The sequence below is a fragment of the Curtobacterium sp. SGAir0471 genome (assembly GCF_005490985.1).
Taxonomy (GTDB): domain Bacteria; phylum Actinomycetota; class Actinomycetes; order Actinomycetales; family Microbacteriaceae; genus Curtobacterium.
In genome coordinates this window covers 532,934-547,779 of sequence record NZ_CP027869.1, presented here as the reverse complement: position 1 = coordinate 547,779, position 14,846 = coordinate 532,934, and the positions used below count along the sequence as shown (strand labels likewise).

At 71.2% G+C, this 14,846-nt stretch carries 16 protein-coding genes; 7 read left to right on the top strand and 9 right to left on the bottom strand.

What is annotated here, in order from left to right:
* Positions 1-10: 10 nt before the first annotated feature.
* Together C1N91_RS02620 and C1N91_RS02615 are read right to left on the bottom strand one after the other, a co-directional pair.
* A complete protein-coding gene (locus C1N91_RS02620) occupies positions 11-1,558 on the bottom strand; it encodes a DHA2 family efflux MFS transporter permease subunit (RefSeq protein WP_137766483.1) in 1,548 nt (515 codons plus the stop codon).
* The gene (locus tag C1N91_RS02615; RefSeq protein ID WP_137766482.1) at positions 1,555-2,163 is read right to left on the bottom strand and encodes a PadR family transcriptional regulator; all 609 of its coding nucleotides are present in this window, start codon (positions 2,161-2,163) and stop codon (positions 1,555-1,557) included. The genes C1N91_RS02620 and C1N91_RS02615 overlap by 4 nt, the downstream gene beginning before the upstream one ends.
* Before the next feature lie 146 nt (positions 2,164-2,309).
* Here C1N91_RS02615 and purS point away from each other — a divergent pair, with 146 nt between their 5' ends.
* From purS to C1N91_RS02595, 4 genes are all read left to right on the top strand, one after another.
* Complete coding sequence (purS, locus tag C1N91_RS02610; RefSeq protein WP_066652126.1) at positions 2,310-2,561, top strand: phosphoribosylformylglycinamidine synthase subunit PurS; 252 nt, start codon at positions 2,310-2,312, stop codon at positions 2,559-2,561.
* Between the two features lie 5 nt (positions 2,562-2,566).
* Positions 2,567-3,262, top strand: coding sequence for a phosphoribosylformylglycinamidine synthase subunit PurQ (purQ, locus tag C1N91_RS02605; RefSeq protein ID WP_137768625.1), 696 nt, complete (start codon positions 2,567-2,569; stop codon positions 3,260-3,262).
* A gap of 38 nt (positions 3,263-3,300) precedes the next feature.
* On the top strand, positions 3,301-5,682 hold the full coding sequence (purL, locus tag C1N91_RS02600; protein ID WP_254678314.1) for a phosphoribosylformylglycinamidine synthase subunit PurL: 2,382 nt from the start codon (positions 3,301-3,303) through the stop codon (positions 5,680-5,682).
* Between the two features lie 120 nt (positions 5,683-5,802).
* A complete protein-coding gene (locus C1N91_RS02595) occupies positions 5,803-6,723 on the top strand; it encodes a 2-hydroxyacid dehydrogenase (RefSeq protein WP_137766480.1) in 921 nt (306 codons plus the stop codon).
* A gap of 12 nt (positions 6,724-6,735) precedes the next feature.
* Here the strand turns inward: C1N91_RS02595 and C1N91_RS02590 are convergent, their stop codons facing one another.
* The 3 genes from C1N91_RS02590 to C1N91_RS02580 are packed head-to-tail and all read right to left on the bottom strand — an operon-like array spanning position 6,736 to position 8,761.
* Positions 6,736-7,236 (bottom strand): GNAT family N-acetyltransferase, encoded by a 501-nt coding sequence (locus tag C1N91_RS02590; RefSeq protein WP_368074213.1) that lies wholly within the window; start codon positions 7,234-7,236, stop codon positions 6,736-6,738.
* The gene (locus C1N91_RS02585; RefSeq protein ID WP_175415885.1) at positions 7,233-8,411 is read right to left on the bottom strand and encodes a lactonase family protein; all 1,179 of its coding nucleotides are present in this window, start codon (positions 8,409-8,411) and stop codon (positions 7,233-7,235) included. Before C1N91_RS02585 ends, C1N91_RS02590 begins: the two co-directional genes overlap by 4 nt.
* A gap of 29 nt (positions 8,412-8,440) precedes the next feature.
* The gene (locus tag C1N91_RS02580; protein ID WP_058729807.1) at positions 8,441-8,761 is read right to left on the bottom strand and encodes a chorismate mutase; all 321 of its coding nucleotides are present in this window, start codon (positions 8,759-8,761) and stop codon (positions 8,441-8,443) included.
* Between the two features lie 87 nt (positions 8,762-8,848).
* Between C1N91_RS02580 and C1N91_RS02575 the strand changes: the two genes are divergently transcribed.
* Positions 8,849-9,256, top strand: coding sequence for a DUF1304 domain-containing protein (locus C1N91_RS02575; RefSeq protein ID WP_175415884.1), 408 nt, complete (start codon positions 8,849-8,851; stop codon positions 9,254-9,256).
* Positions 9,257-9,490: 234 nt separating this feature from the next.
* Here the strand turns inward: C1N91_RS02575 and C1N91_RS02570 are convergent, their stop codons facing one another.
* Positions 9,491-10,507: an iron-siderophore ABC transporter substrate-binding protein gene (locus tag C1N91_RS02570; protein ID WP_254678313.1), complete on the bottom strand. Its 1,017-nt coding sequence runs from the start codon at positions 10,505-10,507 to the stop codon at positions 9,491-9,493.
* A gap of 58 nt (positions 10,508-10,565) precedes the next feature.
* Here C1N91_RS02570 and C1N91_RS02565 point away from each other — a divergent pair, with 58 nt between their 5' ends.
* Complete coding sequence (locus tag C1N91_RS02565) at positions 10,566-11,432, top strand: shikimate dehydrogenase family protein (RefSeq protein ID WP_137766478.1); 867 nt, start codon at positions 10,566-10,568, stop codon at positions 11,430-11,432.
* A gap of 158 nt (positions 11,433-11,590) precedes the next feature.
* On the top strand, positions 11,591-12,970 hold the full coding sequence (locus C1N91_RS02560; RefSeq protein ID WP_254678312.1) for an LCP family protein: 1,380 nt from the start codon (positions 11,591-11,593) through the stop codon (positions 12,968-12,970).
* A gap of 14 nt (positions 12,971-12,984) precedes the next feature.
* Here the strand turns inward: C1N91_RS02560 and C1N91_RS02555 are convergent, their stop codons facing one another.
* From C1N91_RS02555 to C1N91_RS02545, 3 genes are all read right to left on the bottom strand, one after another.
* Positions 12,985-13,368, bottom strand: a complete 384-nt coding sequence (locus C1N91_RS02555; protein WP_137766477.1) for a YchJ family protein — start codon at positions 13,366-13,368, stop codon at positions 12,985-12,987.
* 25 nt (positions 13,369-13,393) lie between these two features.
* A complete protein-coding gene (locus tag C1N91_RS02550) occupies positions 13,394-13,837 on the bottom strand; it encodes a hypothetical protein (protein WP_137766476.1) in 444 nt (147 codons plus the stop codon).
* A 396-nt stretch (positions 13,838-14,233) separates the two neighbouring features.
* On the bottom strand, positions 14,234-14,845 hold the full coding sequence (locus C1N91_RS02545) for a hypothetical protein (protein WP_137766475.1): 612 nt from the start codon (positions 14,843-14,845) through the stop codon (positions 14,234-14,236).
* Position 14,846: the final 1 nt, after the last annotated feature.

Sequence of the window (14,846 nt, the reverse complement as noted above, 5' to 3'; positions counted from 1 at the left end):
GCTCCCGACGTCAGCGCGCCGCGGCCTCCGGCTCCGCAGCGTCGGGCTGCGTCTCGACCGCGCCGGTCTGCTTCCACGCCGTCGTCTGCTTCGGCTTCGCCAGGAACAGCGCCGCGACGATGGCCGCCACGAGCACCACGGCCGGCAGCACGAGCGACTGCCCCATCGACGTGGCGAACGGCTGCTGCAGGAACTCGGGCAGTGCCCCGACCTGCTGCTCAGCGCCGCCGCCCGAACCCGTGCCCGCACCGGAGGGGAAGTTCGCCGTGATGCGCGCCTCGATCAGCGCCGCGATGCCGGCGGAGCCGAGCACCGCACCGATCTGCCGCGTGGTGTTGTAGACGCCCGACCCGGCACCCGCGAGCGCCGGCGGCAGGTTGCGCGTCGCCGACACCGAGAGCGGACCCCACATGCAGGCGTTCGCGAGCCCGAGCAGTGCACTCGGCAACAGGGTCCAGCCCCAGCCGGCGCCCGACCAGAGCAGGGCGCCGAACCAGAACAGCCCGCCGGAGAAGCACGCCAGGCCGAACGAGCCGACCCAGCGCGGGTTCCACTTGTTGAGGTTCTTGCCCACGAGCGGTGCGAGCGCGGCGGACAGGACGGCCTGCGGCACGAGCAGCAGCGCGGCCTGTGTCGGCGAGAAGCGCAGGACGTCCTGCGCCCAGAGCATGATCGGCAGCGCGAAGGAGGAGATCGCCACGCCGACCGCCGTGATGGCGATGTTGGCGAGCGTGAAGTTGCGGTCCTTGAACAGGCCGAGCGGCAGCAGCGGCTCGCCCTTCTGCACGCCCTGCCAGACGACGAACGCGGCGAGCACGACGATGCCGGTGATGATCAGCGACCACACCGAGATCGGGCCCGTGATGGTGCCCCAGTCGTAGGTCTCGCCCTCCTGGATGCCGAACACGAGCAGGAACATGCCGACGGCGCTGAGCACGATGCCGAGGTAGTCGAAGCGGTGTCCGTGCCGCTCGAAGCGGGGGACGAAGCGCTGCGCGAGCACGAACGCGACGACACCGACGGGGACGTTCACGAAGAAGATCCACTCCCAGCCGAAGCCGTCGACGAGCAGCCCGCCGACGATCGGCCCGACGAGCGAGGCGACACCGGCGACGGCACCCCAGAGACCCATCGCAGCGCCGCGGTTCTGCGGCGGGAAGATGCGCGTGATGACCGCCATCGTCTGCGGGGTCATCATCGCGGCACCGAGGCCCTGCACGACGCGGGCGACGATGAGCACCTCGATCGACCCGGCCAGGCCGCACCACAGGCTCGCGAGGGTGAACACCACGAGACCCGTCTGGTACAGCACCTTCGGGCCGAAGCGGTCACCGAGGCGTCCGGTGATGAGCAGCGGCACCGCGTAGGCGAGCAGGTACGCGCTGGTGACCCAGATCACGGCGTTGATGTCGGCGTCGAGCGCCTGCGCGATCGTGGGTGTCGCGACCGACACGATGGTCGAGTCGACGAGGATCATGAAGAAGCCGACGACGAGTGCCCAGAGCGCGGGCCACGGCTTCTTCCCGTGCTGCAGGTCGGCGGACGTGGTGGAGGTCATCGAGTGGTGTCCTGGTCCTTCTGTGGTGCTGGGTCGGGGACGGCGGGGCCGTCCCAGGGGATGTCGCCGCTCGCGATCCGGTCGGCGGTGGCGGTCAGCCACTCGATCTGCGCGGTGAGCATGCCACGGACGTACGACACGTCGAGCCAGTAGCGCTCGGCGAGCTGCTTGGCCTGGAGGCCCGTGGCGGCCTCGTCGTACCCCGCGCGTTCCGCACGGAGCGCGTCGGCGCGGGCGCGCAACGCGGTCACCGCGTCGGTCGCGGTCAGGTTGTCGACGTGGGAGACCGCGAGCTGGAACTCGGGGTACTCGTCGGCGGGCTCGGCGATCATGCGGCGGAGCCCGGCGTCGAGCTCCGCACGGCCGTGGTCGGTGATGGCGTAGGTGGTGCGCTCGGGACGGTTGCCCTCGCGCGCGGTCCCGAGGGCCTCGGCGTACCCGAGGTCCACGAGTCGTCCGATCTGGTGGTACAGCGTGCTCGGCCGGACCTTGACGTTCTGGTCCTCGTGCCGGTGGAGCATCGTCTGGAACATCTCGTACGGGTGCATCGGCGCCTCGGCGAGCAGGCCGAGCGCGGCGAACGCGAGGGGCGTGAGCGACGCCATCCGTGCCTCCAGGCCATGTTCGCGGGCGATTATTCGACTTGGAACATACGCCTTCGACGACTTCTCCACAAGCGGCTCGGCGCGCCGTGCGCGGCCCGTAGACTGGTGCCGTCCCACCCAACCCACCCAAGCGCTGGAGTGAACACGTGCCAACCATCGTCGTCGAGGTCATGCCCAAGGCAGAGATCCTCGACCCCCAGGGCAAGGCGGTGGGCAACGCCCTCGCCCGTCTCGGCAAGGCCGACCTGACCGACGTCCGCATCGGCAAGCGCTTCGAGATCGCCGTCGACGGCCCGGTCGACGACGCGAAGCTGGCCGAGGTCCGCGACATCGCGGCCGACGTCTTCTCGAACGCCGTGATCGAGGACGTCGTCTCCGTCACCGTGCAGGACGCGTGACGCGGATGCGCATCGGCGTCATCACGTTCCCGGGCTCGCTCGACGACCGCGACGCCCAGCGTGCGGTCCGCCTGGCCGGAGCCGACCCCGTCGCACTCTGGCACGGCGACCACGACCTGCAGGGGGTCGACGCGATCGTGCTCCCCGGCGGGTTCTCGTACGGCGACTACCTGCGTGCCGGCGCCATCGCGGCGAAGGCCCCGATCATGGCCGAGGTCATCGACGCCGCCGGCAAGGGCATGCCCGTGCTCGGCATCTGCAACGGCTTCCAGATGCTCGCCGAAGCGCGGCTCGTGCCCGGCGCGCACACCCGCAACGCGCACCAGCAGTTCATCCGGCGTGACCAGAAGCTGCGGGTCGAGACCACCGGCACGGCGTGGACCTCCGGGTTCAGCGCCGGGCAGGAGATCACGATCCCGCTGAAGAACGCGGACGGCCGGTTCGTCGCCGACGCCGACGAGATCAAGCGCATCGAGGACAACGGCCAGGTCGTGTTCCGCTACGTCGGCGTGAACCCGAACGGGTCGATCGACGACATCGCCGGCGTCTCGAACGAGCGCGGCAACGTCGTCGGGCTCATGCCGCACCCCGAGCACGCGACGGAGCCCGGGTTCGGCCCGGACACCCCCGCGGCGATGGCCTCCGGCACGGACGGCCTCACCTTCTTCACCTCCGTGATCGAGTCGACGCTCGTCAAGTGACGACGACGCCGACTCCAGTGACAGGGAACGACACCACCGTGACGAACAACGTCCGCCCGAAGCCCGACACCGTCCAGGACGCCGCCGCCACGCCCGACAAGGAGCAGCCGTACGAGGCACTCGGGCTCAAGGCCGACGAGTACGCGAAGATCCGCGAGATCCTCGGCCGCCGCCCCACCTCGGGCGAGCTCGCGATGTACTCCGTGATGTGGTCGGAGCACTGCTCGTACAAGTCGAGCAAGAACTACCTCCGGCAGTTCGGTAAGAAGGTCACGCCGGAGATGACGAAGAACCTGATGGTCGGCATGGGCGAGAACGCCGGTGTCGTCGACGTGGGCAACGGCTGGGCGGTGACCTTCAAGGTCGAGTCGCACAACCACCCGTCGTACGTCGAGCCGTACCAGGGCGCCGCGACCGGCGTCGGTGGCATCGTCCGCGACATCATCTCGATGGGCGCACGCCCGGTCGCCGTGATGGACCAGCTCCGCTTCGGCGCGATCGACCACGAGGACACGGCGCGCGTCGTGCACGGCGTCGTCGGCGGCATCTCGTTCTACGGCAACTGCCTCGGCCTGCCGAACATCGGCGGCGAGACCTACTTCGACCCGGTGTACCAGGGCAACCCGCTCGTCAACGCCCTCGCTGTGGGCGTCCTGCGGCACGAGGACCTGCACCTGGCGAACGCCTCCGGCGCCGGCAACAAGGTCGTGCTCTTCGGTGCCCGCACCGGCGGTGACGGCATCGGCGGTGCGTCGATCCTGGCGTCGGACACCTTCACCGAGGGCGGCCCGACCAAGCGGCCGGCGGTCCAGGTCGGCGACCCGTTCGCCGAGAAGGTCCTCATCGAGTGCTGCCTCGAGCTCTTCCAGAAGGAACTGGTCGAGGGCATCCAGGACCTCGGCGCCGCGGGCATCTCCTGCGCCACGAGCGAGTTGGCGTCCAACGGCGACGGTGGCATGCACATCTCGCTCGACGACGTCCTGCTGCGCGACCCCACGCTCACGGCCGAGGAGATCCTCATGTCCGAGAGCCAGGAGCGCATGATGGCGGTCGTCCGCCCCGAGAAGCTCGACGAGTTCCTCGCGGTCGTCGGCAAGTGGGAGGTCGAGACCAGCGTCCTGGGCGAGGTCACCGGCACCGGCCGACTCGTCATCGACTGGCAGGGCCAGGAGATCGTGAACGTCGACCCGCGCACGGTCGCCGTCGACGGCCCGGTGTACGACCGCCCGGTCGCCTACCCGTCCTGGATCGACGCGCTGCAGGCCGACACCGCCGCCTCGCTGGAGCGTCCGGCCGACGGTCCGGCGCTCAAGGCGCAGTTCCTGCAGCTCCTCGGCTCGCCGAACCTCGCGTCGAAGAACTGGGTCACCAACCAGTACGACACCTACGTGCTCGGCAACACCGCGCTCTCCTTCCCCGACGACGGTGGCATGATCCGCGTCGACGAGGAGACCGGCCTCGGTGTCACCGTCGCGACCGACGCGAACGGCCGCTACTGCCAGCTCGACCCGAAGCAGGGCGCACGCCTGGCGCTGGCCGAGGCCTACCGCAACGTCGCCGTCACCGGCGCTGTCCCCGCAGCGGTCACCGACTGCCTGAACTTCGGCTCGCCGGAGAACCCCGAGGTCATGTGGCAGTTCTCCGAGGCCGTCGAGGGCCTGGCGGACGGCTGCATGGAGCTCGGCATCCCGGTCACCGGCGGCAACGTGTCGTTCTACAACCAGACGGGCACGACGCCGATCCACCCGACGCCCGTCGTCGGCGTGCTCGGCATCATCGACGACGTCGCCCTGCGCGTGCCCTCGGGCTGGCAGGACGACGGCCACAACGTCTACCTGCTCGGCACGACGAGCCTCGAGCTCGACGGCTCGGCGTGGGCCGGCACCGTGCACGGGCACCTCGGCGGTCGTCCGCCGGCGGTGGACCTCGCGCAGGAGAAGGCCCTGGCAGAGCTCCTGCAGGCGGCCTCCGGCGAGCAGCTGCTGACGAGCGCCCACGACCTGGCGGACGGCGGCCTCGGCCAGTCCCTCGCCGAGTCGGTGCTGCGCTTCGGCATCGGCGTGCGCGTGGTGCTCGACGAGCTCGAGGAGCGTGACGGTGTCGACACGGCGACCGCACTGTTCTCCGAGTCGACGGGTCGTGTCATCGTCACCGTCCGTCGCGAGGACGACGTGCGGTTCCGCGGGCTCTGCGAGGGCCGGGGCTTCCCGGTGCTGCGCATCGGTGTGACGGACGCCTCGTCCAGCTCGCTCGAGGTGCAGGGCGCGTTCGAGGCGTCGATCGACGAGCTGCGCGGGACGCACAACGCGACGCTGCCGGCGCGGTTCGGTGATGTCATCGTCGAGGACGTCACCGAGGGCTACGTCGGGCGCGGGCCGCTCGACGACCACGGCTCGTTCTCGCCGCGCACCGACGGCTGACACCGCCAGCAGACGGCTGACACTCGCCGTCTGACACCGAAGGACAGCACCCGCCGACGGCGGTCAGCGCGAGCTGACCGCCGTCGGTCCGTCCCGACACCTCAGGAGCACCCCGCGCGCATGCCGATCGTCACCCTGCCCTTCGCGGAGCTCGTCGACCGGTTCGGTCCGATTCCGGACGGCGTCGAGCTCGACGTCTGGGACGTCGAAGGCCCCTACGATCGACCTGACGACGTGGCGATCACCCTGCTGCCGTTCTACTTCGCGGGTCGTCACCGGTGGCAGTTCGTCCACGACCTCCCGAACCTCCGGCTCCTGCAGCTCCCGAGCGCCGGCTACGAGCACGCGCTGCCGCACGCTCCGGCGCACGCCCAGGTCGCGAACGGCCGGGGCATCCACGACGACGAGACCGCCGAGCTCGCGGTCGGGCTCGCGCTGACCTCGCTCCGCGAGATCCACACGTTCCAGGCCGACCGCACGGCCGGGGTGTGGGACGTCCGCACCACTCGCTCCCTGGCCGATCGTCGCGTGACGGTCGTCGGGTACGGCGCGATCGGGGTCGCCATCGCCTCCCGGTTCGAGGCGATGCGGTGCGACGTCACCGTCGTGGCACGCACGGCACGGGAGCAGGACGGTCGGCACGTGCACGCCTTCGGGGAGCTCCCGGACCTCGCGACCCGGACCGACGTCCTCGTGCTCATCACCCCGCTCACCGACGAGACCGAGCACCTGGTCGACGCCGACCAGCTCGCCGCGCTGCCCGACGGCGCCCTCGTGGTGAACGTCGCGCGGGGACGGGTCGTCGACACCGACGCCCTCGTCGCGGAACTCGAGCGCGGCCGACTGTCGGCAGCGCTCGACGTGACCGATCCGGAGCCGCTCCCCGCCGGGCACCCGCTCTGGACGACCCCGAACACCGTGCTGACGCCGCACGTCGGTGGCAACACGGACCTCAGCGTGCCGCGGACCCTCGAGCTCGTGCGGCGGCAGGTGTCCGCACTGGCTGCCGGTCACCCGTTCGCAAATGTCGTCCACGGCTGACGCCCGGCTCCGTCAGCGGAGCGGCAGCGCCATCCCCAGGCTCGGCGCGACGTCCTCGAACCCGAGCGACCGGTAGAGCCGCTGCCCGGGCGGATCCCCCACGAGCGTGATGTACGCCCCCTCGGGCGCACGGGACCGGATGTCCGCCACGAGCCACTCGACGACGGCCCTGCCGAGCCCCCGGCGCTGGTGGTCCGGATCGGTCGCGATGTCGGCGATGTGGAAGTACCACCCGCCGTCGCCGATGGTGCGGCCCATCGCGACGGGCACGTCTCGCTCGTCGACCACGTGCACCGCAGACCAGCTGCCGGCGATCGCCCCCGCGCCCTGCTCCGCGGTCTTCGGCGACAGACCGGAGTCCCGCCGCAGACGCAGGTAGTCGTCGAGCGGCGGCGGCCCGACCACCAGGCGGTACCCGTCGGCGAGCACCGCGGAGGCACCCGCCCCAGCGCCGACCCGGGCCCCGCCGCCGGCCCCGGCCCCGGCTCCGGCCTCGCTGCCGGCCCCGGTCACGACCGTGCGCCCTCCGGCATCGGCACGATGCACGCGGGCGACCCGACGGCGATCTGCGCCACGGCCTCGCCCGGCACGCCGCCCTCACCCACGGGGAGCACGGCGATCGCATCGGACATCTGGTTCGCCACCAGCAGGTACCCGGGCACCTGCGCGAAGTGCCGCGGCCAGACACCGCCGCACGAGATCGATCCGACGACCGTCAGGTCGTCGTCCGCGGTGTCGAGCACGACGATCAGGTCTCGTCCGCGGACGGCCACGACGACGCGTCCGGCCTGGTCGACCTCGACGTGGCTGAGGAGCGACTCCCCGACCTCGCCGTCGAACACCGGCGCCGAGGCGATCGGCCGCAGCGTCCCCGAGTCGTCGCGGCGCAGGCGGTACACCCGTCCGTCCAGCTCCCCCGCGACGATGAGATCGGCGCTGGCCCCGACACCCGCCCCGGCACCGGCACCCAGACCGCCCCCGGCTCCCGCCTCGGCCGCGTCGCGCCCGACACCCGCCCCGGCACCGGCACCGAGCCAGGCCATGTGCCGCGGCCCGACCCCGGGCCCGAGGTGGTGCACGCGGACGAGGTCGATCGCCGGCTCCGCCGTCACCCGGAACTCGTGGAGCGCATCGCCGCCGAGGTCCGCCACGAGCACGGTGCCGTCGGGCGTCGCGATCGACTGGTGCGCGTGCGGCCCCTCCTGCCGGTCCTCGACGGGACCCTCGACGTCGGGCAGCACGCCCGTGACGACCGCCGACTCGGGGACGACGACCCGGTCGGCGCCGCCGTGCGCACCGACGACGCCGTCGCTCGCGGTGACCGATGCGGCGTACGACTCCGCGGCCTCGAGCGACACCGCGGTCACGGTGCCGGAGACGTAGTTCGTGACGACGAGCGCACCGGACGGGTCGACCCGCACGTGGCAGGGCGCGTCACCGCCGGCGTCCGCGTCCCACCGGTGCTCGAGCGAGCCGCCGGCGTACCGGAAGGCCGAGACGCTGCCGTCGGCCGTCTCGGACACCGCGTAGACCCGGTCGCCGGACAGTGCGAGGAACGACGGGTCGTCCATCACGGCGACGGTGGTGGCGGTCGATCCGTGCACGACCGAGACGCCGGTCGCGTTCCCGCCGCCCGTCGCGGTGTACGACCCGACGAGCAGGTGCAGGTCGGCGAGGTCGGCCGGCAACCTGTCGGCCGCCGCTGCCGCGCCCCCGCTCACCGCTCGCCGCCGGCGATGCGCTCGTGGTGGTGGATGACCTCGGCGACGATGAAGTTCAGGAACTTCTCCGCGAACGCCGGGTCGAGGTGCGACTCGGCGGCGAGCTGTCGGAGCCGTGCGACCTGCACCTGCTCGCGACCCGGGTCGGCGGCCGGCATGCCCGCGCCGGCCTTCAGGTAACCGACCCGCTGGGTGTACTTGAAGCGCTCGGCGAGCATGTGGATCACGGCGGCGTCGATGTTGTCGATGCTCTGCCGGATGCTCGCCAGCTCGGCGACCGCATCGTCGTGGACGGGCGTGGACTCGTCGGCACTCATGGCCCGAGCCTACCGGCGGTGCCCCGTCGCGAGGGCTGCGTGACGGGCGGACACGAGCACGGCTCCGGGGCTGCGAGAATGGAGGCCATGTCGGTCCTGCTCGTGATCTCGGGCGTGTGTGCGGTCCTCGCGGGCCTCGTGCACGTGTACATCTTCTTCCTCGAGTCCGTTGCGTGGACGAGTCCTCGCGTGCGCCGCGTGTTCGGGATCGCCTCGGAGTCCGAGGCGCAGGCCACCCGCTCCCTCGCCTTCAACCAGGGCTTCTACAACCTGTTCCTCGCCGTCGGCGCGATCCTCGGTGTCGTCCTGGTCGTCGCCGGCAACGGTGCCACCGGCTGGACCCTCGTGGTGTTCTCGACGGCGAGCATGCTCGGTGCCGCGGTCGTCCTCGCCGGCACCGGCCGCCGCTACCTCAACTCGGCCTTCGTGCAGGGCTCGCTGCCGCTGATCACCCTGCTCTTCGCCTTCATCGGCTCCACCTTCACCACCGCGTAGCCGTCCGCCGGCCCCGGACGCGCGGAACGGCACCCGACGCGCGGAACGGTACCCGACGCGCGGAACGGGACCCGACGCGCGGAACGGGACCCGACGCCGGACGGGAGGCACGGTGCCGGCCCGCACCGCGCCTCCCGTCCGACGGTCGGTCACCCGTACCCCCGTGCGAACGCAGCAGACGCCGGGTCGCGAACCGCGACCCGGCGTCTGCCGGACTCCCCCTGTGGCTGTCGGTCAGCCGACCTTCTTCGCGAACTCGTCCGGCAGGCGGTCGAGCGCCCACTCGATCGCGGCGGTCGTCCCGAGCGAGAACGCGGCGGACACGTCCGGGTCGTCGACGACGATCGAGTGGCCCTCCTGCACCGACGGCACCTTCTGGAACAGCGGGTCGGACTCGGCCTTCGACGCCTCGACGTAGATCGGCAGGATGACCGTCAGGTCGGCGTTCAGCAGGTCGAGGTTCTCCTCGGACAGGCTCACCGAGAAGGCATCGCCGGCCTGCTGGTCGATGGCCTTCGGGATGGTGAAGCCGAGCTCCTGCATGAAGGTGGAGCGGCTGTCCTTCGAGGCGTACGCGCCGAAGCCGTCCGCCGTGTAGGCGCCGACGACGGCCGTCTTGCCGTCGAACTCGGGGTGCGCCTTCCGCGCCGCGGCGTACGCGTCGTCGAGGTCGGTCAGCAGCTTCTTGCCCTCGGACTCCTTGCCGAGCGCACGCGACACCAGGTCGACCTGCTGCTCGGTGGTGGTGAGGTAGTTCTCGCCGCCCTTCGGGATCGCCACGGTCGGCGCGATGGTGGAGAGCTTGGCGTAGCGGTCCTTGTCGCCCGAGCTCTTCGTGTCGAGGATCAGGTCCGGCTTGAGCTTGAGGATCTGCTCGTAGCTGGGCTCGAGCGTCTGGATGATCGTCGGCTTCTTCGTGTACGCGTCCTTGAGCCAGGGCCCGACACCGTCGCCACCGAAGGCGAGCCAGTCGCTCGCGCCGACGGGCTGCACGCCGAGCTCGAGCGCGGTCTCCGCGTCGCCCCAGCCGAGGGCGACGACGCGCTTCGGCTGCGAGGGGATCTCGGTCGTGCCGAGCGCGGTCTGGATCGAGACGGGGAACGCGCCGCCCGAGCTCGAGGCGTCGTCGGACGCGGCGGGCGACGAGGAGCCGGAGGTGCACCCGGCGAGGACGAGGGACGCGGCGACGACGGCACCGGCGGCCGCGAGCACGCGGCGGACGCGGCGCGCTGAGGGGGAGGTTCGGATCACGCAGGTAAGGCTATCCTAAGAACCGCACCCGCGGACGCGGAACGGCTAGGCTCCGGACGTGGAGTTCACCGACCCCGACCGGACCCGGCTGGCCGTGCTGGGCTCCCCCATCGCGCACTCGCTCTCCCCCACGCTGCACGCGGCGGCCTACGACGTGCTCGGGGTGCCGTTCACGTACGGGAGGCACGAGGTCGCCTCCGGTGGGCTCGACGCGTTCGTCGCGGGGCTCGGTCCCGACTGGCGCGGGCTCAGCCTGACCATGCCGCTCAAGCGGGACGTGCTGCCGATGCTCGACCGCACGACCCCGCTCGTCGACGAGCTCGGGGTGGCGAACACCGTCGCGTTCCGGCAGGAGGGCGACCGGGTCGTCCTGGCCGGCGCGAACACCGACGTCGAGGGCATCGTGCGTCCGGTCGAGGCGCTCGGGCACCTGCCGGGCGAGGCCACCATCGTGGGCGGTGGGGCGACCGCGGCGAGCGCCCTCGCGGCCGCGGTGCGGCTCGGGGCCGTCGACGTGCGGCTGTTCCTCCGGGACACCGCGAAGGCCGGGCCCCTGGTGGAGCTGGCCGTGCGGCTCGGCGTGACGCTCGAGGTGCTGCCGATCGACTCGCTGCCCGGCACGCGGCACGGGTTCCTCGTGTCGACCCTGCCCGGTGGCGCTGCGGACTCGCTCGAGCTCGTGCCCTCGGGGCCGGACGCGGTGCTGTTCGACGTGGCCTACGAGCCGTGGCCGACGGCAGCTGCCGGACGGTGGGCTGCTGCCGGGGGCCGCGTGCTCAACGGGCTCGACATGCTGACGGAGCAGGCGATCGGGCAGATCCGGTTCTTCGTGAGCAGCGACGAGTCCGAGCTGCTGCCGGACGAGGCCGAGGTGCGGCGGGCGATGCGGCGGTCGGTCGGGCTGCCGGACGCGATCACGGGCTGAGCGGTCCTGGACCCGCCCCTGAGCGAGTCCGCACCTCGCCGGCCCCGCACCACACCGATCTCCCCGAGGGATGTGGCCTCGATGACGGTCACCGACACCCCGCCCCCTGGACATCGGCGCGACGACGCCGCGCCGGCGGCCGACCGACCGGAGACCTCGTGCCCGATCCCTCGAACACCGCGGCCCGCTCGGCCCGCGCCGCCCACCGCCGCGGCCCGAGTCGCGCTCAGGTCCTCCGCCGCCGTGCGTTCACCGTCGTCACCGCGGTCGCCGCCCTCGCGTTGGTCGGCGGCGGCGTCGCGGTCGCGCGGACGGTCGTCGACCTGGACACCGGCATCCACCGGTCGGACATCCACCTGCCGGTCGCCGGAGCATCATCGAGCAGCAGCGCGGTGCCGCAGGCCCAGGGGGAATCGAACATCCTGGTGATGGGGCTCGACAGCCGTCGAGACGAGGACGGCAACGTGCTGCCGGCCGCGACCTACCAGGCGCTGCACGCCGGGGACGGCTCGGACGGCGGGTACAACACGAACGTCCTCATGCTCATCCACATCCCCGCGGGCGGTGGACCCGCGATCGGCATCTCGATCCCGCGCGACGACTGGACGACGCTCCCCGGCGCTCCGGACGGCAACGCCACGGGGAAGATCAAGCAGGCGTACGGCTACGAGCTCGACCAGACGCTGCGGTACATCGTGAACACCGAACCGGGGGTGTCGCACGACGACGCCTACCAGCAGGCCCGGTCGGCCGCGCGGCAGGAGGAGATCACCACGGTGTCGCAGTTCCTCGGCGGTGTCCCGATCAACCACTTCATCGAGGTCACCATGGCGGCGTTCTACGACATCGCTCAGGCCGTGCAACCGATCCAGGTCTGCCTGAACGAGACGACCTCGGACACGTACTCCGGTGCGGACTTCCACCAGGGGCTGCAGTCGCTCGACGCCTCGCAGGCGCTGTCGTTCGTCCGGCAGCGCCGTGACACGAGCGGTTCGGGCGTCGAGCTGACCGACCTCGACCGGGAACGCCGCGAGCAGGCGTTCATCGTCGCGCTCGCCTACAAGCTCCGGCACGAGGACGTGCTGACGAACTTCCCGCTCGTGCAACACCTGATCGACACCGCGAAGCAGGACATCGCACTCGACTCCGGGTTCGACCTGCTGTCCTTCGCCGGGGACGCGCAACGGTTCGCCGGCGGCGGCATCACGTTCCAGACGCTCCCGATCGTCCGGTACGGGGTCGAGGACGGTCAGGACGTGAACATCGTCGACCTCGCGCAGATCCGGTCGACCACGGCAGCGCTGATCGCTGCGTCCGACCACCCGGGCACGACCGCCTCGGCGACGCCGACCACGAGCGGGCCTGCTGGTGGCGGGACGACGACCGCTGGGACGGGCGCCGGCGGGAGCAGCGCTGCGAAGGCGCCCACCGGCGCGACCAACGCAGGCGCGTCCACAGCGGAAAGCACGGCACCCTCCACGACCACGACGAGTGCCGCGCAGCCCCTCGCCTCCGGCGGGATCCCCTGCGTCAACTGACCGGCGACGAGTGGTCAGGCGACCACGCCGTCCAGATAGAACCACCGCCCCTGTTCGCGGACGAACTCGCTGGTCTCCTCGAGCGTGCCGCGGTCGTCGTCGGTGCGCCACCACGCGCGGAAGGCGACCTGTCCTGCGGAGTCGAACGGGCCTCCCGACCGGGTCGACAGGATGTCCAGCCGCGTCCAGCGCTGGGCCAGGTCGAGCGTCAGCTCGGCCGGACGAGTGCGCGGGTGCCAGGTGAGCAGCAGGTACTCCGGCATCCCGAGCGCGAAGGCGGTGAACCGGGAGCGCATGAGCCGCTCGGCGGTCGGAGCGGCGGCGCCGGCGTGCAGGGGCCCGCAGCACTCGCCGTAGGGGTTGCCGCTCAGGCAGGGGCAGCGCTGTTCGTCGTCCACCCGGGCACGGTAGCAACGTCGGACGTCAGTCCCCACTCGCACGGTCGTCCCTGTCGGCGCGGAGAACGAACAGCTCCGAAGCCTGCGCTCGAGCGAGCCTGACCTCGTACCGGGTCCTGAGCGGCGGATCCTCCGGTCGCCGGAGGACGAGTCCCGTCCTCGGGTCGACGACGAACAACCGGCCCTCAGCATGAGGGCCCGTGGAGTGCCCCTTCTTCTCCTCGCGGCGGATCAGCTGGAGTCCGCGCATGTAGAAGTACGCCATCGACAGACCGCACGGTCCGAGACACATCCACACGGAGGCGTTGCCCGCGACCAGCACCACTGAGCGCCAGGACTCGTCGAGATGCACGCTGGCCATCAGCCACACCAGGCCGAGGGAAACGAGCGCGAACAGCACCGCACCACTGGTCGCTACGAGCATCCCGTCAACAGCACGGTAACTCGACGGCTTGACGACGTCTCGCACGGGTGCCCCTTCCTGATGGCGCTGGTTTGGTCGGCTGTACCGCCCCTGACTCTTCGTCCGAGTCATTCTGTGTGTGCAGGCACCGCCCGCCGACGGCGAGAAGGACCGAACGCGGCGAGCGCTCAGCCATACCAGGGCACGTTCAGCCAGGCCCACCCCAGGGCGACCCAGAACAGAACAACCTTGACCTGTCGCCGACCAGCACCAGCACCCGCAGCGGTGAGGCGGCCGGGAGGTTCTCGGAGACGAGGAGCCAAACCACCACGATCAGCGCGACCCGCGGCACCAGGAACAACGCATCCTCCAGCCACAACCCGGCTCCGAACGTGCGACTCCAGAACGCGCTGATGAGAAGACCCAGAAGGCACGTCGCAAGGCTGTAGACCCGGATCCCCCTCAGCACTTCGAGTTCCCCTCCGGCGCCAGGCGCTCGGCAGCGGACCGGCAGAGCTTCTCGATGTACTCGTACCCGGTCGGCATGTTGAAGACCGCGCCGCTCTTGATCACCGGGACCACGAGCGTCACATCCGGCAGTGCGAGCTCGAGCGCAGCAACGCGGTTGCCCCCGTGCCGCATGGAAGTGGCACGCATGATCGTTCCTCTGGACACCACCGTGGCGACACAGACGGGCTTCGATCCCCGCTTCCACAGGGTCACACTGCCTGGCTCGAAGACGAACGTCGCCGTGTACGAGCGCCGCAACGCATCTTCGAGGCGCAGTTCGCGCCTTGCCGCCGGCGTCACGATCACGTTCACCAAGGCGGCCCGAGGGTGGGTGATGCGCAGCCGAGCTTCACGTCGGCGGCGAGGGATGGTCGTCAAGAGACCGAAGATCACCAGCGTAATCGGCGCTCCGATCGCGATCGAGAGATCGATGACCGCATCGCTCGAGCCATCGGCGAGGCCTGCAAGCGACTTGAAGACGAACACCGCCAGACCGAACGGCACAGCAAGAAGTCCCGCGCCGTAGGGCGCGAGATCACCCGGCCGCTGCGAGTCGTCGCTCATC